Source organism: Streptomyces sp. NBC_01198 (assembly GCF_036010485.1).
Lineage (GTDB): Bacteria > Actinomycetota > Actinomycetes > Streptomycetales > Streptomycetaceae > Actinacidiphila.
In genome coordinates this window covers 5,297,494-5,317,075 of sequence record NZ_CP108568.1, presented here as the reverse complement: position 1 = coordinate 5,317,075, position 19,582 = coordinate 5,297,494, and the positions used below count along the sequence as shown (strand labels likewise).

Genomic DNA, 19,582 nt, shown 5'->3' with positions numbered 1-19,582 from the left:
GTGGTCCCCTGCGCCCTGCGAGCCGCGCAGGCTGTGCAACTGACGTCACTGTGAGTATGACGGCCCGTCAGGCCGCACGCACAGTTCCGCGGGACAACGGTGGGACCAGAAAACCTACGTCTGCGGCTTCACGATGGCCGCCTGGGGACGGATGGGGAGCCGCGCGACGGGGCGGCCGGTGGCGGCGCGGACCGCGGCGGCCACCGCGGCGGGCGAGGTCACGACGGGCACCGCGCTGACGGCCTTGGCGCCGAAGGGGGCGACGACGTCGCGCTCCTCGACGAGTTTGACGATGCGGACGTCCGGCGCGTCGAGGGCGGTGGGGAGGGCGTAACCGGTGAGGCTGGGGCGTTTGATGATGCCGCGGGGGGCGCGCAGGTCCTCCATGAGGGCCAGCCCGACACCCTGGGTGACGCCGGCCTCGATCCGGGCGGTCAGCTGCCGCGGGTTGAGGATCCGGCCGACGTCCTGGGCGACGGCCAGTTCCACCACCCGCACGGCGCCCAGCTCGATGTCGACGTCGACCACCGCGCGGATCGCGCAGAAGGTCAGCCCGACGAAGGCGTCGCCCTGGCCGGTCTCGTCCAGCCGGTCGGTGGGGTGCGGGCGGCACTGCGCGGTCGCCCACAGCTCCTTGCCGTCCAGCGTCTCGGCGACGGTCGTGGACAGCACCCCGTCGTAGGAGGTGATCTTCCCGTCGGCGATGGTCAGCAGCTCCACGGACATGCCGAACTTCGCGGCCAGCGGCTGCAGCAGCTGCGTCCGCACCATCTTCGCGGCCCGCTCGACGGCCCCGCCGGAGACCCAGGTGTGCCGGCCGCGCGCCGAAGGCCCGGCTGGCGGCTGGTCGGTGTCGGAGGGCAGCACCCGGACGTCCTCGACACCGAGCACCTCCTGGACGATCTGCCGGGCCAGCGTGGTGAAGCCCTGGCCGGTCTCGACGGCGGCGCAGATGACGGTGGCGCGGCCGTCGTGCACCCTTACGGTCGCGGTGGACACCTCGTCGGTGCCTTCGGCGCCGAGGACGTGCACCATGCCGAGCGCGTAGCCGACACCACGGCGCACCGCACCGGGCTCGCCCGCGCCCGAGGTGCCGCCGGGCAGCAGCCACTGCGACTCGTCGTCGCCGTCGGGCAGCGGCGGCAGGTCGGCGTCCCTTACCGCCTTCAGCAGCTCGCCGACCGGGGCCGGGCAGGTGACGGTCTGCCCGGTGGGCAGCAGGTCGCCGGTCGCCAGCACGTTGCGCATCCGGATCTCGGCGGGTTCCAGGCCGAGTTTGGCGGCGAGCTTGTCCATCTGGCCCTCGTAGGCCGTGCAGACCTGGAGGGCGCCCTCGCCGCGTACGTGCCCGGACGGCGGGTTGTTGGTGCGCACCGCCCAGCCCTCGACGAAGACGTGCGGGACGACGTAGGGCCCGGCGGCGAAGGACACCGCGGCGGCCAGCGCGTCGGAGGAGGCGTCGGCGTAGGCTCCCGCGTCCAGCAGGATCTGCGCCTCGACCTTCACCAACCGCCCCTCCGCGTCCGCGTGGTGGCGGTAGCGCAGCAGGGTGGGGTGCCGGTGGGCGTGGCCGAGGAAGGACTCCTCGCGGGTCGCGACGAATTTGACCGGGCAGCCGGTCCTGAGCGCCAGCAGCCCGAGCGGCAGCTGGATGCCGGAGTCCTCGCGGTCGCCCATCGCACCGGGCACACCGGTGACGACGACCTTCACATGGTCGGCCTCCAGGCCGAAGCAGGCCGCGGCGATGTCGCGGTCGGCGTGCGGGTCGGTGGAGGCGACGTAGAGCTCGACGCCGCCGTCCGGCCGCGGCACCGCGAGGCCCGCCTCGGCGCCGATCGGGGCCGGGTCCTGGCGGCCGACGCGGTACAGGCCCTCGACGATGACCTCGCCGACGGTGTCGGGGTCGCCGAAGCGCAGCGGGATGTGCCGGATCAGGTTGCCGTCGGGGTGCAGCGGCTCGGCGGCGAAGGCCTTCTCCGGGTCGGTGACCGGTTCAAGCACCTCGTACTCGACCAGGATGGCGGCGGCCGCGAGCCTGGCGGTGTCCGGGTGGTCGGCGGCGACCGCGGCGATCGGCTCGCCGTGGTGGCGCACGATGTCCTTGGCGAAGACCGGCCGGTCGGCGACCAGCCGCCCGTGCATGGCGTCCCCGGGCACGTCCTCGTGCGTGACGACGGCGCGCACGCCGGGCATCGCGACGGCCTCGGCGGTGTCGATCCGGACGATGCGGGCGTGCGGGTACGGCGAGCGCAGCACCGCGGCCCACAGCAGGCCCTCGGCCCACAGGTCGGCCGCGTACGGATAGGTGCCCTGCGTCTTCGCCGGGTCGTCGGTCGACGGCACGGAGGTGCCGATGCCGTGCGGCGGCCCGCCGGCCAGGGTCTCGGCGACGGCGCCGGGTTCGTCGATGACGCTCATCGGGCGCCTCCCGCGCGTACGGCGCTTCGTCTCCATGGGCCCACCCGCAGCCACCCGCGCGAGTGAGAGGTCGTGTGCGACTGCCCCTGCCGGGGTACGCCGCAGGTGGCCGCGCGCCCGTGCGGACGGGAGAGCGGGCCGGGTCGCGATGTCGCACGGCGGCCGTCCCCGCGGGGGACGCCGGGTTCGCGCGGCGGGGTCATACGGCGCCCTCCGTGGCGGCGGGGCCGGACTGGGCGGGGATGCGGGCGGCGGGCGGCGGGTCCTCGGCGTCGCGGGCGGCGACGACCTGGCGGACCGCGTCGACCACCCCGCGGTAGCCCGAGCAGCGGCACAGGTTGCCGGACAGCGCCTGGCGCGTTTCGAGGTCGGTGGGGCGGTGGTTGCCCTCCAGCAGGTCGTGCATCGTCATTGCCATGCCGGGGATGCAGAAGCCGCACTGGACGGCGCCGCAGTCGACCAGCGCCTGCTGGACATCGGAGAGCCGGCCGTGGGCCGACAGGCCCTCGACGGTGCGGACCTCGCTGCCGGCCGCGGTGGCGGCGGGCACCAGGCAGGACGCGACGAGCCGCCCGTCGACCTGGACCGAGCAGGCGCCGCACTCGCCCTGCTCGCAGCCGTCCTTCGCGCCGGCCAGGCCCAGCCGCTCGCGGAGCACGTACAGCAGCGACTCGCCGAGCCAGGCGTCGGTGACGGGCCGCTCGGTGCCGTTGACCCGCAGCAGGTAGGAGGCGAGCGGGTGTTCGCTGCGGGTCTCGGCCGCGGCCTCAGGCTCCGGCTCCGGCTCCGGCTCCGGCTCCGGCTCAGGTTCGGACTCCGGCCGCGATCCCGGCTCGGGACCGGGGTCCTGCCCGGTGACGACGTCGGGATCGGGGTCGGAGTCGGGGTCGGGATCCGGCTCCCGGTCCGCCGCGGGCTCGGCCCCGGCGTCGGGCACCTCGTCCACCACCGCGGACCAGGCGGCCTCAGCCGCCGAGTGGTCGGCCGGCTGCCAGGGCGCCGCCTCGCCGCCGAACGCCGACCAGTGGCCGTCGGGTTCGGCCCCGGCCTCGGCAGGCTCCGCGGGGTGCGCGGCCGCGGCCTGCACCGCCGCCGCGCCCTGCCCGAACATCCCGGCGGGGAAGGACTGGGTGGGCGCCGCGGGCGAGGGCGCCCGGTCCCAGGAGGAGGTGAAGGCGCCGACCGCGTACTCGCCGGAGTCGCCCTCCGCCTCGTCCCTTATCACCGGGATCGTCCACTGGGTGGCCGGGTCGGTGTCGCCGACCGGGCCGTGCGCGATCAGCGGGTCCTCGCCCGGGCGCGGTTCCGGCGGCAGTTGGGCGGCGAAGGAGACATGCATGGTCTGGTCGGGGTCGTAGTCCCCGCCGCCCGGGACGGGCTGCCACGCACCGGAGTTGCCGGGCGGACCCGGCTGCTGCGGCTGGTCGGTCATGCCAGGGCCCTCCCGAGCGCTCGGCGGGACAGTGCGGCCACCGTACGGCGCAGCTGGACGGCGGCCGGGGGCAGTTCGACCCCCGGCTGGTCGGGGATGCACGCGGCGGCGACGTACTCCCCGAAGGCGGTGCACGCCTCGGATGCCAGGGTGCGCTCGCCGTCCCAGTCGATCAGCCCGGCGACCCACTGCTCGGCCTCCAGCGGCCGCAGCGGCACCTGGGCGACCGCGCCGACGGCGCACCGCACCTGGCGCCGCGCCGGGTCCACCACGAGCGCGACGGAGGCGACCGCGCGGCCGGGACCGGTGCGGCCGGTGGCCTTGAGGAAGGTCTGCGGGGCGTGCAGCAGCGGGATGCGGACGAAGGCCAGCAACTCGCCGGGCCGCAGCGGGTCCATGCCGGTCAGCAGGTGGCTGACCGGGATCTCCCGGTCGGCCTCTGGGCCGGCCAGGATGACGCTCGCCTCCAGCGCGGCCAGCACCGGGAGGGCGTCACCGGTGGGCGCCGCGGAGACGATGTTGCCGCCGAGGGTGCCCGCGTTGCGGATCTGCGGCGGCCCCGCCGACCGTGCGGCGGCGGCCAGCGCGGGGATGAGCGCGGCGAAGTCGGGGCGCCCCATGCGCGCGTGGGTGAGTCCCGCGCCGAGCAGCGCGGCCCCGTCGGCGTACTGCCAGCCGCGGATCTCGGCGATGCGGCCCAGGCCGACGAGCGCGGCCGGCCGCAGCAGCCCGGCGTTCACCGACGCCATCAGGTCGGTGCCGCCCGCGACAGGCACGGCGCTGGGCATGGCGGCGAGCGCCGCCACCGCCTCGTCGAGCGAGGACGGCAACGTGACATTCTCCGCGGTCTGCTGTGCATACGTGCTCACGCAGCTGCCCCTTCCCGGCCTTCCTCCGTCACGCGGTAGCCGTACCGTACGTGCTGAGCGCCCGGACGTGGCAACTCTGGCACATCTTCCCCCGGGGTCGGCGCGAGGGTCCACGAAGTACCGATCCGTCCGCCACGCGTGTGATCGTACGTCTCCCGGGGAAAACGGCACAGTGCCGGAATTGCCATCCTTCATGCAGGTAACGGCGGTTACGGGTCCACCGTGCCAGGTCCGCCCGCGGCCCGGGGCGGAAGTTGCCGAACGGTCACACGATCGTGGGCGAACCGTCCAACGGCCGCCCCAGGACGCCGGGCCGGCGCTGCCAGGGCCGCGGGCCGCCGGGCGGGCGGTACTCGACGCCGAGGGCGTCCAGCCGGGCGTAGTGCGTCCGCATCCTGGCCTCGAAACCGGGCCAGTCCCGCTCCCGCGGCGCGGGCAACGGCGACCAGGCGACCTCGGCCAGGGCGGCCAGCCGCGGGTAGACCGCGTAGTCCACCGCCCGCGGGGAGTCCAGGACTTCGGTCCACACGTTGGCCTGGGTGCCGATGACGTGTGCCGCCTCCGCCGCGGTCAGTTCGGCGGGCACCGGCTCGAAGCGGTAGACGTCCTCCAGGGTCCGCACGTGGGAGACCGGCACCGGCTCGTCCGGGCCGTCCGCCTGCCGCCAGTCCAGATACACCTGGCTCTGCGGGCACATCACCACGTCGTGCCCCGCCCTGGCCGCCGCCACGCCGCCCGCGTAGCCCTGCCAGGACGACACCGCGGCGCCCTCCGCGAGCCCGCCCTCCAGGATCTCGTCCCAGCCGATCAGCCGCCGCCCGCGGTCCGCCAGCCAGCGGTCGAAGTGCCGGATGAGCGCGCTCTGCAGCCCGTCCTCGTCCCGCACCCCCAGCTCGGCGATCCGCGCCTGGGCGGCGGGCGAGGCCCGCCACTGCTCCTTGGGGCACTCGTCGCCGCCGATGTGCACGAAGGTGCCGGGGAAGATGTCGAGCAGCTCGGTCAGGACGCCCTCGTAGAACCGCAGGGTCGCCTCGGTGGGCGCCAGCACGTTGGGGTTCACCCCCCACTCCGGCCAGACCCGCAGGGCGGCGGTGTCCACGACGTCGGTGTTGCCCAGCTCCGGATACGCGGCGATGGCCGCCTGCGAGTGGCCGGGGATGTCGATCTCCGGCACCACCGTGACGCAGCGGGCCGCCGCGTACGCCACGATCTCCCGGAGGTCGTCCTGGGTGTAGTACCCGCCGTGCGGGCGCTCGTCCCACAGCGGGGACTCCCGCAGGCCCACCTTCGTCCGGTGCCGCCACCCGCCCACCTCGGTCAGCCGCGGGTAGCGGGTGATCTCGGGGCGCCAGCCCTGGTCGTCGGTGAGATGCAGGTGGAGCACGTTCAGCTTGTGCGCCGCCATCAGGTCGAGGTGGCGCAGGACGCCGTCCTTGGGCATGAAATGGCGTGCGACGTCCAGCATGAAGCCGCGCCAGTGGAAGCGGGGCCGGTCCTCGATCTCGCAGACCGGCAGGGTCCAGGTCGGGGCCTGGCGGACCGGGGCCCGGCGGAAGGCCTCGGGCGCCATGAGCTGGCGCAGCGTCTGGGCGCCCCAGAAGACGCCGGCGGCGTCCCCGCCGGTCACCTGCGCGGTGTGCGGTGTCACGGCCAGGCGGTACGCCTCGGGCCCGAGGCCCGGATCCACGTCCAGCCGGATGCTGCCCGCGGTCCCGTCGAACCCCAGCCCGAGCGCCGGGCCGAGCACCCCGCGCACCCACCGCGCGGCCCCCTCGGCCCCCGCCCCCACCTCCAGCCCCGTCCCTTCCCCGACCACGAACCTGCCGTCACCTGTCCGCGCGAGCCGCGCCTGCGGGATGAGATCCATGCGCCTCATCATCCCTCCCCACCCACCCGCTACCCGCGGGGGGGTTCACCACCGCGCCCCCGCCCGGGGGCCCTTGCCACGTGCGGCGGCGCCTCGCTTTCCCCCCGCCCCGGCCGGTCGCGCAGTTCCCCGCGCCCCCGAGGGGGTGCCACTTCCTGTGGCGGTCCGACTTCCCCGCCGTCGTGGCTGGTCGCGCAGTTCCTCGCGCCCCTGAGGGGTTGCCGCTTGCGGTGGCGGTTCGACTTCCCCGCCATCGTGGCTGAGCGCGCAGTTCCCCGCACCCCTGAGGGGTTGCCCTCTGCGCAGAGGGTGACCGTTTTTCGGGGCGCGCGGGGGTACCCCCAGGCGAAGCGCTGGGGGAGAACGGAGCGACCGGCCCCCACCGGGGCGCGGGCGAGACGCCACCGCAAGTGGCAGGACCAGGGGTGCCGGGCCGCAGGCACGGGCGGGGGCGCCCGGGGGCGCGAGGTTGGCGGGGACGGTCAGAGGGACCGGGAGCGCATCGTGCGGGCGTGGGTGGCGACGGTCGCGGCGGCCATCCAGGAGAGCAGGAGCCAGCCGGCGTGGGCCAGGGCCAGGTCCCGCCAGGTGGACGTCGTGGCGGAGCCGGCCACCGCGGCGGCGAGCGTGGCGCCCAGCAGCAGGGCCGGCAGGACGATCTGGAGCCGGCCGAACCAGGAGAAGAGGAACGCCCGCCGGGCGAACTCCGGGCCGTACCACCAGCGCACGCCGGCCACGGCGAGGGCGACGCCGGCGATACCGGCCGCGGTCACCGGCACCGCGGCCCACAGCGGCCACAGCTCGCGCCGCCAGGCCCGGTCGGCGATCAGGCCGGTGGTGATCAGCGGCGCCACGGGGATGGCGGCGCCGACGTGGGCGGCCCGGATCTGCCAGAGCCGGTCGTCCACGGCGAGCTCCGTGCGGACGGTCGCCCGGATCCCCCGCAGCCGCGCCCGCGCCCCCGTGCCCGTACGCCGGCTGTGGACGCGTACGACGACCGCGAGCAGCGCCGCGGTGACGAGCAGGACGACGCCGGCGGCCACGAACTGCCAGTTGTCACCGGTCTCGATCCGGTAGAGCTGGATGCCCCAGAGCAGGGCGACGGCGAGCCCGCCGGTCAGGACGCCGGCCCGCGGGGCCTGCAGCTGGCCGGGATCCGCGCCGAGCAGCAGCGAGCGCTCCACCGCCGTACGGTGCTCGGCCCGCAGCCGGCGGGGTATGCGGCCGAGGATGCTGCGGCCTGCGCTGAGCGAGCGGGCCAGCGCGACCTGCGCCTCGGCTTCCCGCGGGGCCATCTCGACGGCCCGGCGGGCGGCGGCGACGGCGTCGGGGACGCGGCCGAGCCGCCGGTAGACGTCGGAGAGCAGAACGGCCGGCTCCCAGCCGTCCGGGTCTGACCCGGTGGCGCGCAGCGCGACGATCAGCGCGTCGTGGGTCTCGTCGAGTGAGAGAAGGACCACACCGGCGAGCACGAAGACGTCGGCCGCCTCGGCGGGCCCGGCGAGTGCCAGCGCCCAGTCGACGGCCTCGCGGGCCTCGGGCCCGCGCTTCTCCTGCGCGAGGACCCAGGCCCGCAGCAGATATCCCGCGCTGCCGTTGCGCTCCACGAAGGCGTCGCCGACCACGGCGTGCGCCTCCGCGAAGCGGCCCTGTCCGACCAGGGCGTGCACGCGCTCGCCGCTGGTGGAGTCGTCGTCGGGCGCGTCCGGCGTACCGAACACGCCTCCGTCACCCTCGTCGCCTTCCACGGGCCTCCCCTGTCCGCCGGAAGGGCGTCAGGCGTTGCCGCCGCTGCCCTTGCCCGACTTGTCCTTGTCGCCGCCGCCGAGCGGCATGCCCTCGTAGATCTCCTTGCACATCGGGCAGACCGGATACTTCTTCGGATCGCGGCCGGGGACCCAGACCTTGCCGCACAGCGCGACGACGGGCGTGCCTTCCAGCGCGCTCGCCATGATCTTGTCCTTCTGGACATAGTGCGCGTAGCGCTCGTGGTCGCCGTCACCGTGGGAGAGCTGCGGAGTCGGCTCGACCAGAGTGCCGGTGCCCGCCCCGCGCTCGGGCTCAAGAGTGCTCATGGAAGTCAAGACTAGTTGAGAGACGGATCGTCCGGATACGTGGCCACCATCGCCAGCTTGTTGCGCTGCCTGCGCAGCACCGCCCGCCACAGCCGTTCCGGGTCGGGGGCGGACACGTCACCCGGCTCGGAGTCGACCACGTACCAGGCGCCGCCGGTCAGCTCGCGCTCCAGCTGGCCGGCCCCCCAGCCGGAGTATCCGGCGAAGATCCGCAGGCTGCCCAGCTCGGCGGCGAGCAGTTCGGGCGGGGCGTCCAGGTCGACCAGGCCGATCGCCCCGTGCACCCGGCGCCAGCCCAGCACCTCGACGGGCTCGCCGCGCGACTCGCCGGGCACCACCGCAAGGCCCAGAGCGGAGTCCAGCGAGACCGGGCCGCCCTGGAAGACCACCTGCGGCAGCACGGCGAGGGCGGCCCAGGGCTGCAGCACGTCACCGACGCCGACCGGCGTGGGGCGGTTCAGGACGACCCCGATCGACCCCTTCGCGTCGTGCTCGAGGACGAGCACGACCGCCCGGTCGAAATTGGGGTCGGCCAGTTTCGGCGTGGCCACGAGCAGCCGTCCGGTGAGCGAGGACACCTCGGTCATGCTCCACATGATCCCGCATGCCGGGCCGCGGCGGAGGGTCGTACGGCGTACCCGCGGCGCGCCGGGGCATACGCGGTGGTACGGCCCAGCAGCGGGGGTCGCGGGGCGCATTACCATTTCCTCTGTTCTCCGGCTCCACCCGTTCCGACGATCGCGAGATCCATGACCGACATCGCCGATGTACTGCTTGTCCATGGCGGAACCCCCCTCGAAGGCGAGATCCGGGTCAGAGGCGCGAAGAATCTCGTGCCCAAGGCCATGGTCGCCGCCCTCCTCGGCAGTGAACCCAGCCGGCTGCGCAACGTGCCGGACATCCGCGACGTCAGAGTGGTGCGCGGGCTGCTCCAACTGCACGGTGTGACGGTCAACGCCGGCGAGGAACCGGGCGAGCTGGTGCTCGATCCGACCCGGGTGGAGAGCGCCAACGTCGCGGACATCGACGCGCACGCGGGCTCGTCGCGCATCCCGATCCTGTTCTGCGGCCCGCTGCTGCACCGGCTCGGCCACGCGTTCATCCCCGGGCTCGGCGGCTGCGACATCGGCGGCCGGCCGATCGACTTCCATTTCGACGTGCTGCGCCGCTTCGGCGCGACGATCGAGAAGCGGGCCGACGGGCAGTATCTGGAGGCCCCGCAGCGGCTGCGCGGCTGCAAGATCCGGCTGCCGTACCCGTCGGTGGGCTCCACCGAGCAGGTGCTGCTGACCGCGGTGCTCGCCGAGGGCGTCACCGAGCTGTCGAACGCCGCGGTCGAACCGGAGATCGAGGATCTGATCTGCGTCCTGCAGAAAATGGGCGCGATCATTTCCATGGACACCGACCGTACGATCCGGATCACCGGTGTCGACACGCTGGGCGGTTACACGCACCGCGCCATTCCTGACCGCCTTGAGGCGGCGTCGTGGGCGAGCGCGGCGCTGGCGACCGAGGGCGACATCTACGTGCACGGCGCGCAGCAGCGTTCGATGATGACGTTCCTGAACACCTTCCGGCGGGTCGGCGGCGCCTTCGCGATCGACGACGAGGGCATCAGGTTCTGGCACCCGGGCGGCCCGCTGAACGCCATCGCGCTGGAGACCGACGTCCACCCCGGCTTCCAGACCGACTGGCAGCAGCCGCTTGTGGTGGCCCTCACGCAGGCGTCGGGGCTGTCCATCGTGCACGAGACGGTCTACGAGTCCCGGCTCGGCTTCACCTCCGCGCTCGGCCAGATGGGCGCGCACATCCAGCTCTACCGCGAGTGCCTGGGCGGCAGCGCGTGCCGGTTCGGCCAGCGCAACTTCCTGCACTCCGCTGTGGTCTCCGGGCCGACCAAACTGGAAGGCGCCGACCTGGTCATCCCGGACCTGCGCGGCGGCTTCTCGTACCTGATCGCCGCGCTGGCGGCGCAGGGCACCTCGCGGGTGCACGGCATCGACCTGATCAACCGCGGCTACGAGAACTTCCTGGCCAAGCTGGAGGGCCTGGGCGCGCACATCGAACTGCCCGGCATGCCCGCGCACGCGGGGAGCGCCGCCGCGTCGGCGGCGGCGGTCGCCTGACGCAAGCCCCCCGGCGCCCGGCGCACGCGGCAAACGGAAGGGCGGCCCCCCGGCACCGGGGGGCCGCCCTTCGACGCGCTCCGAGGCTTACTTGCCCTTGGCGGATTCCTTCAGCTTGGAACCCGCGGAGACCTTCACGCTGTATCCGGCCGGGATGTTGATCGGCTCACCCGTCTGCGGGTTGCGGGCGGTGCGGGCGGCACGGTGAGTGCGCTCGAAGGTCAGGAAGCCGGGGATCGTGACCTTCTCGTCGCCCTTGGCCACGATCTCACCGACGGTCTCAGCGAACGCGGCCAGAACGGCGTCGGCGTCCTTACGGGTCACCTCTGCGCGGTCGGCCAGGGCGGCCACCAGCTCACTGCGGTTCATATCTGTACTCCCGTGTTCTTTCTGCCATGGGGGCGCGAGCTCGAAGCTGTTGCTGTGTGCCTCACTGCCCAGGTGTGCATCCTGCCCCCATATATGGGCGGAAAGCCAATCGCCTGCCCGCGCGAGTCGTGGAAAAAGCGTTGCGGCACGGCGGGGATGACGGATTGTCGTCACATGCTCGACGCTCGGAATACGAATCCGGCTCTTTCCCGCCCTACAACCCTTGGCTCGCCGGAGCGGCCACCGCGGCGGACACCGCAGGACCCTGCGCCCTGGCCGCGTCGCGCACCGCGTCGGCGACCGCGCCGGCCACCTTGTCGTTGAAGACGCTGGGGATGATGTAGTTCGGGTTGAGCTCGCCGTCGGCCACCACGGCCGCCAGCGCGCGGGCCGCGGCCAGCATCATCTCGGTGTTGACCGTACGGGACTGGGCGTCCAGCAGGCCGCGGAAGACGCCGGGGAAGACCAGCACGTTGTTGATCTGGTTGGGGAAGTCGCTGCGCCCGGTGGCGACCACGGCCGCGGTCTGCCGGGCCACGCCCGGGTCCACCTCGGGGTCCGGGTTGGCCAGCGCGAAGACGATGGCGCCGTCCGCCATCGCCGCCACGTCCGTGCCGTCGAGCACGTCCGGCGCCGACACGCCGATGAAGACGTCGGCGCCGACGACCGCCTGCTTCAACGTGCCCGTGACACCCTCGGGGTTGGTGTTGTCGGCGATCCACCGCAGCGCCGAGCCCGCGGACGCACCGACCAGGTCCTCGCGGCCGGCGTGCACCACGCCGTGGATGTCGGCGACCACCGCGTGCTTGACGCCCGCGGCGATCAGCAGCTTCAGGATCGCGGTGCCGGCCGCGCCCGCCCCCGACATGACCACCCGCAGGTCGCCGATGTGCTTGCCGACCACCCGCAGCGCGTTGGTCAGCGCCGCGAGCACCACGATGGCGGTGCCGTGCTGGTCGTCGTGGAAGACCGGGATGTCCAGCGCCTCGCGCAGCCTGGCCTCGATCTCGAAGCAGCGCGGCGCGGAGATGTCCTCCAAGTTGATCCCGGCGAAGCCCGGGGCGATCGCCTTGACGATCGTGACGATCTCGTCGGTGTCCTGGGTGTCCAGGCACAGCGGCCACGCGTCGATCCCGGCGAACCGCTTGAACAGCGCCGCCTTGCCCTCCATCACCGGCAGCGCGGCCTTCGGCCCGATGTTGCCCAGTCCCAGCACCGCGGAGCCGTCGGTGACCACGGCGACGCTGTTGCGCTTGATCGTCAGCCGGCGGGCGTCCTCGGGGTTCTCCGCGATGGCCATGCAGACCCGCGCCACCCCCGGGGTGTAGATCATGGACAGGTCGTCACGGTTGCGGATCGGGTGCTTGGACTGCATCTCGATCTTGCCGCCGAGGTGCATCAGGAACGTACGGTCGGAGACCTTGCCGATCGCCACACCCTCGATGCCGCGCAGCTTGCCGACGATCTCGCCGGCGTGCTCGGTGGAACTCGCGGCGACCGTCACGTCGATCCGCAGCCGCTCGTGCCCCGACGCGGTGACGTCCAGACCCGTGACCGAGCCGCCGGACGACTCCACGGCGCTGGTCAGCGCACTGACGGCGGTCCCGCCCGCGGGGACTTCCAGCCGTACCGTGATCGAGTAGGAGACGCTTGGCGCCGTTGCCATGACGACCTTCTTCCGGTTCCTGCCTGAGGGTGTTCGTACCCGTGGAAGACTACTTCCACGATGTGAAGACGCCGCAACACCCCGGTTTTGCCCGGCACGGGAAGAGCTTCCGCCAAGCGTTTGTTAGCCTGAGTACGGCACCGGCCCGATCCAAGCCCCCGGGCCCAACCTTAGGCGCTTCGAGCGCCCACTTGCCGCGAGGCGAGCATGGCGGGTCGGTGCCACCTCTTCTCTCTTCCCGCGCCCCAGCTGCCTGCCACTTGCGCTGGCGTTCGCGGCTTTCCCCCCGTCTCCGCTGAGCGCGCAGTTCCCCGCGCCCCTGGGGCTTGCCCTCTCCGCAGAGGGTGAGCGTTTTTCAGGGGGCGCGGGGAACTGCGCGACAAGCCACGACGCGCCCGCAGGCAAGAACCCACCGCAGGTGGCACTCACCCCAGGGGCGCCTGGGGGCCGGATCCGGCAGCGGGCCGGGCGAGGGCCGGTGGAAAAGCCGGCTGCTCAAGCCATTGGGCGGAGGAGGTCAGGGACGCCTGCGGCGTCAGGGGCGTCGCGGTCGGCCGCGAGGACGGTGAGCCGCTGTGTGGCCCGCGTGAGGGCCACGTACAAAACGCGCAACCCCGCAGGGGACTCCTCCGCGATCTCCGCCGGCGAAACCACCACCGTGGCGTCGTATTCGAGGCCCTTGGCCTCAAGGCTGCCGAGCGCGACGACCCGCTCGCCGAGCCCTTCGAGCCAGCCGCGGGCCTGCGCCCGCCGGTTCATGGCCACCACGACCCCGACGGTCCCGTCGACCTCGGCGAGCAGCCGGCCCGCCGCGGCGCGGACGTCGGCGCCCAGGTCGGCACCGGCGACCTCGTAGCGCGGGACGACGCCGGTGGAGCGCACCGCCCGCGGCGACTCCATCCCCGGCATGGCCAGCGCCAGCACCGTCGCCGCGACCTCGGCGATCTCCGCCGGGTTGCGGTAGTTGACGGTGAGGGTGAAGCGGCGCCGCGGCCGGCTGCCGAGTGCCTCGTCCCGCGCGCGGGCCGCCTCCTCCACGTCGGACCAGGAGCTCTGCGCCGGGTCGCCGACGATCGTCCAGGTGGCCGTACGCCCGCGGCGGCCGACCATCCGCCACTGCATCGGCGTGAGGTCCTGCGCCTCGTCCACGATGACGTGCGCGTATTCGGTGCGCTCCTCGTCCAGCCGCTCCCCGCGCCCGCGCCGGCCCGTCGGCATCCGGTCGGCGTAGGTGGTGACCTCGTCCAGCCCGGTGAGCTGGTCGAGCGGGTCCGCCTCGCGCCGCTTGGGCCGGGGCGCGGGGCCGAGCAGCGTCTCCAGCTCGTCCAGCAGCGCCACGTCGTGCGCGCTGCTGCCGTCCCTTCGCAGCGACCGGGACACCCGCCGCACCTCGGGCGGCGACAGCACCCGGCGTGCCCAGCGGGCAAGCCGCTTCTCGTCGGCGAGCGCGGCAAGCACCCCGCGCGGATCGAGGACCGGCCACCAGGCGTCGAGGAAGTCGATGAAGTCCTGCTCGGTGGAGATGTCCTCGTCGAAGCCCTGCCGCTCCTCCGCGGCCAGTTCCGCGTCGTCGAAGCGCCGCCCGCTCTTGCGCCACAGCACGTCGAGCAGCAGCCGCCGGGCGCGCGGGCGCAGCAGATTGACCGGGGCGGTGCCGCTGAGGGCGTTGTGCCGTACGTCGGCCAGTTCGCCCGCCGACAGCTCGACGCGGCGGCCGAAGGCCACCACCCGCAGCGTCGTGGGGGCGTCCTGGACCAGGTCGAGGCAGCCGCGGGCGGCGTTGCGCAGCACCTTCTGCATCCGCAGCGACCCCTTGACGCGGGCCGTGGCCGGCTCGTCGTAGAGGTCCGCGGTCACCCCGTCGACCAGCGAGCCGACCGCCCTGATCGCGACCTGCCCCTCCTCGCCGAGCGAGGGCAGCACGCCTTCGGTGTACGCCACCAGCAGCGGTGTCGGGCTGACGCACAGGATGCCGCCGGAGTAGCGGCGCCGGTCCTGGTAGAGCAGGTAGGCCGCCCGGTGCAGCGCCACCGCGGTCTTGCCGGTGCCTGGGCCGCCGGTCACCTCGGTGACCGACGCGGCGGGCGCCCTGATCACCAGGTCCTGCTCGGCCTGGATGCTGGACACGATGTCCCGCATGGAGTGCGTCCTGGCCTGGCCGAGCGCGGCCATCAGGGCCCCGTCGCCGACCACGGGCAGGCCGGTGGTCAGCTCCGGGCGCAGCAGGTCGTCCTCGACGCCCAGCACCCGGCGGCCCTTGGACCTGATCACCCGGCGCCGCACGACCCGGCCGGGGGCGACCGGCGTCGAGCGGTAGAAGGGCGCGGCGGCCGGCGCCCGCCAGTCGATGACCAGCGGGGCGTAGTCGGTGTCCAGCACGCCGATCCTGCCGATGTGCAGGGTCTCGGCGATGTCGGCGGTCGCGTCGTCGCGGACCGCGTCGTCGGCCGGGTCGACGGAGGTGAAGGCGCCGTCCGCGCCCTTCTTGCCGTCCTTGCCGCGCAGCATGTCGATCCTGCCGAACAGGAAGTCCTCGAACTCGCTGTTGAGCCGGTTCAGGTGCACCCCTGCCCGGTAGACCTGCGCGTCCCGCTCGGCGAGCGCGCCGGGCGTCCCCACCTGGCCCCTCTTGGCGGCGTCGCTCATCAGGAACTCCGCCTCGTGGATCTTCTCCTCAAGGCGCCGGTAGACCCGGTCGAGGTGCTGCTGTTCGACGGCGATCTCCCGTTCTCTGACCCCGCCGCCCCCCTGCCGGTCCTGAACTGCGGTCTGCGCGGCCACGCAGGACCCCCTTCGTCTGTACGTCGTGCGCCACCCCGCGGGTTACCGTTCCCCGCGCGAGGGGCAGCCTGCAACCGTACGCGACCTGCGCCCTTCTGCCCACCCGGCACATCCGCCCGGCGCCGGGAATTCCCTCCCCCGGAGTCCTCGTCAGGCGTTGCGCAGCGCCCGGCTGCTCCGCCGCCGGTGCCTGGCGACCCGTTCGCGGTTGCCGCACACCTCGCTGCTGCACCAGCGGCGCCGGCGGCCCCGGGAGGTGTCCAGGTAGACCAGGGCGCAGTTCTCGCCCTCGCAGCGGCGCAGCTGGGAGCGGGCGACGGGGTCGGTGAACAGGTCCACCGCGTCCCTCGCCACCGCCGCGAGCAGGGACGCCGCGTCCGGCGGCGCCGCGAGTGCCCTGGTCAGGGAGCCGTCAGAGCCGAGCACCGCCCGGGTCGCGGGCGGGGCGGCGGCCCGCGCGACCTCGTTGAGCCGCGCCACCGCCTCCGGCGCGGCCGGGGTGCCGGTGAGCTGCGCGGCCACCAGTGCCTCCAGGAGCGTACGGAGGTCCTGCAGGCCCCGCGCCCAGTCCGGCTCCGCCGGCACCGCTGTCCCCGGCGGGACGAGCCCGGTGCCGTACACCCACTCGACCACCCGCTCGACCCGGTCGAGCCGCTCCCCCACCGGCCGCGCGACCCGCGTCGCCACGAGGTCCAGGCACACCCGCCCCCCGTCGAACCTCAACTCCCCCATCGCCCCTTCCCTCCGTCGCCCCCCAGAGTGCCGGTACCTCCCGGTCGGGGGCTAGGCCGTGTCTGACAAATCCCGCCTGGCCCGCGGCGCCTGGCACCCCTACGTGATTGCCCCACGGCGGGGCCCCTCCACGTCCTGCCCCCTGCGGCGCCACCCGCACATGGTGCTGCGCTCGGCTGCCAGGTGCTTGCCACTTGCTGTGGCGTTCGCATCTCCCCGCCACCCCGGCTGAGCGCGCCCCTGGGGGCTTGCCCTCTGCGAGGAGGGTGACCGTTCTTCAGGGGCGCGTGGGGCACCCCCAGGCGAAGCGCTGGGGGAGAACTGCGCGACCAGCCACGACGGCGCCGCAGGCGGGTGCGCACCGCAAGTGGCAGTCGCCCAGGGGCGCGAGGAGGTGCGCGCGCAACCACCCACCCGCCGAAGGTCCCGGCACCGGGGCGCGGGGGCACCCCCGAAGGGCCCACCCCCGGCAGCGGAGCGACATGCGCTCAGCCGGGAGCGTATTTGTCCGCGTGGGGGTCGAGGGACAGTCGGTACCCCCGCTTGACCACCGTCTGGATGAGCTTCGGCGCCCCCAGCGCGGAGCGCAGCCGCGCCATCGCCGTCTCGACGGCGTGCTCGTCCCGCCCCGCCCCCGGCAGCACCCGCAGCAGGTCCGCGCGGGAGACGACCCAGCCGGGGCGCCGGGCGAGGGCCCGCAGGAGGGCCATCCCGGCCGGCGGCACCGGCCGGAGCGCGCCGTCGACCACCACGGCCTGGCCGCGGATCTCCACCTGGTGCCCGGCCACCGGCAGCGGCCGTACCCGCCCCGGCAGCTCCCTGGCGACGAGCTGGACGAGCGGCCCGAGCCGGAAGCGTTCCGGCTGCACGGTGGGGATGTCGTGCGCCTGCAGGGGCAGCGCGGTGACGGGCCCGACGCAGGCGACCAGCACGTCGCGCCGGAAGGCGGCGAGCAGGTCGTCGAGCCGCCCGCGCTGCCCGGCGCGGTCGAGGAGCGAGGCCGCCGCGGGCGCGCTGGTGAAGCTCACCGCGTCCAGCGAGCGCGCGAACACCGCGTCGAGCAGCCGGTCGACAGGACCCAGGTCCTCCGGCGGCATCCAGCGGTAGACGGGGACGGCCACCACCCGCGCCCCGGCCACCCGCAGCGACTCGATGAAGCCGGGCAGCGGCTCCCCGTGCAGCTGCACGGCGACCCGGCGCCCGTCGACGCCCTGGTCGAGGAGCCGTTCCAGCACCTCGGCCATGGACTCCGAGGCGGGCGACCACGCCTCGGTGAGCCCGGCCGCGCGGACCGCGCCGCGTACTTTCGGGCCGCGGGCGAGGAGTTCGACCTCGCCGAGCCGCCGCAGCAGAGCCTCGCCGAGGCCCCATCCGTCGGCCGCCTCGATCCAGCCGCGGAAGCCGATCGCGGTGGTGGCGACCACGACGTCGGGTGCGTCGTCGAGCAGTTGCTTCGTCCTGGCCATCAGTTCCGCGTCGTCGGGCAGCGGCACGATCCGCAGCACCGGCGCCCGCAGCACGGCCGCGCCGCGCCGCTCAAGCAGCGCGGCCAGCTCGTCGGCGCGGCGGGCGGCCGTCACGCCGACGGTGAAGCCCGCCAGCGGCGCCACCGGTCCTGGTCCGCCGTTCCCGCTCGGCTCTTGCGCCCGCATCGATCCGCCCACCTTGCCGCTGAGGTTCCGTTGGCCTCCCCGTCGCCCCGCCGGGGTTCCGGCATCGTCCCAAGGCGGGGTGACGGCTTCGGTTCGCCGGGATTTCCCCGGTGTTACGTACGGGGCAGGTGCTCACACCTCCGCGTAGACGGCCGTACCGGTGGGAGCGCTCTGCCCGGTGCCCGCGGCGGTACGTGCCGGGCGCCGCAGGTATACGGCCCAGGTGACGACGAAACAGATCCCGTAGTAGGCCAGGAAGCAGACGAAGGCGGGGGTGCCGGACCGGGCGTTCAGGAAGCTCTCCCGGAAGGCCAGGTTGATGCCGACCCCGCCGAGCGCGCCGACCGCGCCGATCAGGCCCATCGACGCACCCGACAGCCGCCGCCCCTGCGCCGCCGCGGCCTCGCCGGTGAGGCCCCTGGCCTCGGCCTTGCGCTGGAAGATGCCGGGGATCATCTTGTACGTCGACCCGTTGCCGAGCCCGCTGAGCACGAACAGCACGATGAAGCCGGGCAGGAACAGCCCGAGCGACTTCCGCTCGGACGCCACCACGACGACCCCGGTGGCGGCGGCCATGGCCAGGAAGGTCCACAGCGTGACGCGCCCGCCGCCGAAGCGGTCGGCGAGGCGGCCGCCGGCCGGCCGGATGAGCGAGCCGAGCAGCGGCCCGATGAAGGTCAGGTAGGCCGCGTGCAGCGGGGTGCGGCCGAACTGGTTCTGCAGGACCAGGCCGAAGGCGAAGCTGTAGCCGATGAAGGAGCCGAAGGTGCCGATATAGAGGACCGACATGATCCAGGTGTGCGGGTCCTTCGCCGCGTCGACGGCCGCCCCGGTGTCGTTCCGCACCGTCGTGAGGTTGTCCATGAACAGCGCCGCCAGCGCGGCGGCGACCACCGTCAGCGGGATGTAGACGGCGAGCACGACCCGCGGGTGGGCGGCCCCAGCGGTGGCGATGACCAGCAGCCCGACCAGCTGGACCGCGGCGACGCCGAGGTTGCCGCCGCCGGCGTTGAGGCCGAGCGCCCAGCCCTTCTCCCGCAGCGGGTAGAAGGAGTTGATATTGGTCATGGAGGAGGCGAAGTTGCCGCCGCCGACCCCGGTGAGCGCCGCGACCACCATGAGAGTGCCGTAGGAGACGCCGGGTTCCATCACGAAGGCCGCGGTCACCGTGGGGATCAGCAGCATCAGCGCACTGACGATCGTCCAGTTCCGCCCGCCGAATTTCGCCACAGCGAAGGTGTACGGCACCCGCAGCACCCCGCCGACCAGCGTCGGCGTCGCCACCAGGAAGAACTTCCCGGCGGGATCCACGTGGTATTCGGGCCCCATGAACAGCACCATCACCGACCAGAGGCTCCATATGGAGAAGCCGATGTGTTCGGAGAGCACCGAGAAGACCAGGTTCCGCAGCGCGACCCGGCTGCCGCCACCCTCCCGCCAGAACCGCTCGTCCTCGGGGTCCCACCGCTCGATCCACCGGCCTGCCCATCGACTCATGGCGCGCCTCCCTGTGACCCGGCCCCGTGCTCCGCGGGGTGTGCCACCGACGATAGGAACGCCGCGTTACCACCCCGTGCCACCAGGTCACACGAACG

General features: G+C 73.8%; 13 protein-coding genes and 1 pseudogene. 1 reads left to right on the top strand and 13 read right to left on the bottom strand.

The genetic code is table 11. The annotated features are described in order from the left end of the window. Positions 1 to 114: 114 nt before the first annotated feature. The 7 genes and pseudogenes from OG702_RS23670 to OG702_RS23640 form a co-directional block, all read right to left on the bottom strand. Positions 115 to 2,418 (bottom strand): xanthine dehydrogenase family protein molybdopterin-binding subunit, encoded by a 2,304-nt coding sequence (locus OG702_RS23670; protein WP_327290936.1) that lies wholly within the window; start codon positions 2,416 to 2,418, stop codon positions 115 to 117. A 199-nt stretch (positions 2,419 to 2,617) separates the two neighbouring features. Continuing rightward, positions 2,618 to 3,409: pseudogene (locus OG702_RS23665) on the bottom strand ((2Fe-2S)-binding protein); the annotation flags it as partial. A 437-nt stretch (positions 3,410 to 3,846) separates the two neighbouring features. After that, positions 3,847 to 4,719: an FAD binding domain-containing protein gene (locus OG702_RS23660; protein ID WP_327290935.1), complete on the bottom strand. Its 873-nt coding sequence runs from the start codon at positions 4,717 to 4,719 to the stop codon at positions 3,847 to 3,849. A 265-nt stretch (positions 4,720 to 4,984) separates the two neighbouring features. Continuing rightward, positions 4,985 to 6,586 carry a beta-N-acetylhexosaminidase gene (locus tag OG702_RS23655; protein ID WP_327290934.1) on the bottom strand — a complete coding sequence of 534 codons (1,602 nt, stop codon included), beginning with the start codon at positions 6,584 to 6,586 and terminating at the stop codon, positions 4,985 to 4,987. Between the two features lie 482 nt (positions 6,587 to 7,068). Beyond that, on the bottom strand, positions 7,069 to 8,334 hold the full coding sequence (locus OG702_RS23650) for a hypothetical protein (protein ID WP_327290933.1): 1,266 nt from the start codon (positions 8,332 to 8,334) through the stop codon (positions 7,069 to 7,071). A gap of 27 nt (positions 8,335 to 8,361) precedes the next feature. Beyond that, complete coding sequence (locus tag OG702_RS23645; protein WP_327290932.1) at positions 8,362 to 8,661, bottom strand: DUF3039 domain-containing protein; 300 nt, start codon at positions 8,659 to 8,661, stop codon at positions 8,362 to 8,364. Positions 8,662 to 8,672: 11 nt separating this feature from the next. After that, complete coding sequence (locus OG702_RS23640; RefSeq protein ID WP_327290931.1) at positions 8,673 to 9,248, bottom strand: YqgE/AlgH family protein; 576 nt, start codon at positions 9,246 to 9,248, stop codon at positions 8,673 to 8,675. Between the two features lie 162 nt (positions 9,249 to 9,410). Between OG702_RS23640 and murA the strand changes: the two genes are divergently transcribed. After that, complete coding sequence (murA, locus tag OG702_RS23635; protein WP_327290930.1) at positions 9,411 to 10,787, top strand: UDP-N-acetylglucosamine 1-carboxyvinyltransferase; 1,377 nt, start codon at positions 9,411 to 9,413, stop codon at positions 10,785 to 10,787. Between the two features lie 87 nt (positions 10,788 to 10,874). Here murA and OG702_RS23630 read toward each other — a convergent pair whose 3' ends face one another. From OG702_RS23630 to OG702_RS23605, 6 genes are all read right to left on the bottom strand, one after another. Beyond that, on the bottom strand, positions 10,875 to 11,156 hold the full coding sequence (locus OG702_RS23630) for an HU family DNA-binding protein (protein WP_033176253.1): 282 nt from the start codon (positions 11,154 to 11,156) through the stop codon (positions 10,875 to 10,877). A 214-nt stretch (positions 11,157 to 11,370) separates the two neighbouring features. Further along, on the bottom strand, positions 11,371 to 12,822 hold the full coding sequence (locus tag OG702_RS23625) for an NAD-dependent malic enzyme (protein ID WP_327290929.1): 1,452 nt from the start codon (positions 12,820 to 12,822) through the stop codon (positions 11,371 to 11,373). A gap of 495 nt (positions 12,823 to 13,317) precedes the next feature. After that, positions 13,318 to 15,603 (bottom strand): HelD family protein, encoded by a 2,286-nt coding sequence (locus OG702_RS23620; RefSeq protein ID WP_327290928.1) that lies wholly within the window; start codon positions 15,601 to 15,603, stop codon positions 13,318 to 13,320. Between the two features lie 150 nt (positions 15,604 to 15,753). Further along, positions 15,754 to 16,335, bottom strand: a complete 582-nt coding sequence (locus OG702_RS23615) for a CGNR zinc finger domain-containing protein (RefSeq protein ID WP_327290927.1) — start codon at positions 16,333 to 16,335, stop codon at positions 15,754 to 15,756. Positions 16,336 to 16,823: 488 nt separating this feature from the next. Continuing rightward, positions 16,824 to 17,987 (bottom strand): uroporphyrinogen-III synthase, encoded by a 1,164-nt coding sequence (locus OG702_RS23610; protein ID WP_327290926.1) that lies wholly within the window; start codon positions 17,985 to 17,987, stop codon positions 16,824 to 16,826. Positions 17,988 to 18,119: 132 nt separating this feature from the next. Further along, the gene (locus OG702_RS23605) at positions 18,120 to 19,484 is read right to left on the bottom strand and encodes a nitrate/nitrite transporter (RefSeq protein WP_327290925.1); all 1,365 of its coding nucleotides are present in this window, start codon (positions 19,482 to 19,484) and stop codon (positions 18,120 to 18,122) included. Between the last annotated feature and the right edge of the window lie 98 nt (positions 19,485 to 19,582).

Excerpts from the sequence above, each read along its gene's own strand:
- OG702_RS23630 (WP_033176253.1), bottom strand. The coding sequence starts at position 11,156 with ATGAACCGCAGTGAGCTGGTGGCCGCCCTGGCCGACCGCGCAGAGGTG.
- OG702_RS23605 (WP_327290925.1), bottom strand. The coding sequence starts at position 19,484 with ATGAGTCGATGGGCAGGCCGGTGGATCGAGCGGTGGGACCCCGAGGAC.
- OG702_RS23615 (WP_327290927.1), bottom strand. The coding sequence starts at position 16,335 with ATGGGGGAGTTGAGGTTCGACGGGGGGCGGGTGTGCCTGGACCTCGTG.
- OG702_RS23670 (WP_327290936.1), bottom strand. The coding sequence starts at position 2,418 with ATGAGCGTCATCGACGAACCCGGCGCCGTCGCCGAGACCCTGGCCGGC.
- murA (WP_327290930.1), top strand. The coding sequence starts at position 9,411 with ATGACCGACATCGCCGATGTACTGCTTGTCCATGGCGGAACCCCCCTC.
- OG702_RS23640 (WP_327290931.1), bottom strand. The coding sequence starts at position 9,248 with ATGACCGAGGTGTCCTCGCTCACCGGACGGCTGCTCGTGGCCACGCCG.
- OG702_RS23655 (WP_327290934.1), bottom strand. The coding sequence starts at position 6,586 with ATGGATCTCATCCCGCAGGCGCGGCTCGCGCGGACAGGTGACGGCAGG.
- OG702_RS23610 (WP_327290926.1), bottom strand. The coding sequence starts at position 17,987 with ATGCGGGCGCAAGAGCCGAGCGGGAACGGCGGACCAGGACCGGTGGCG.
- OG702_RS23625 (WP_327290929.1), bottom strand. The coding sequence starts at position 12,822 with ATGGCAACGGCGCCAAGCGTCTCCTACTCGATCACGGTACGGCTGGAA.
- OG702_RS23645 (WP_327290932.1), bottom strand. The coding sequence starts at position 8,661 with ATGAGCACTCTTGAGCCCGAGCGCGGGGCGGGCACCGGCACTCTGGTC.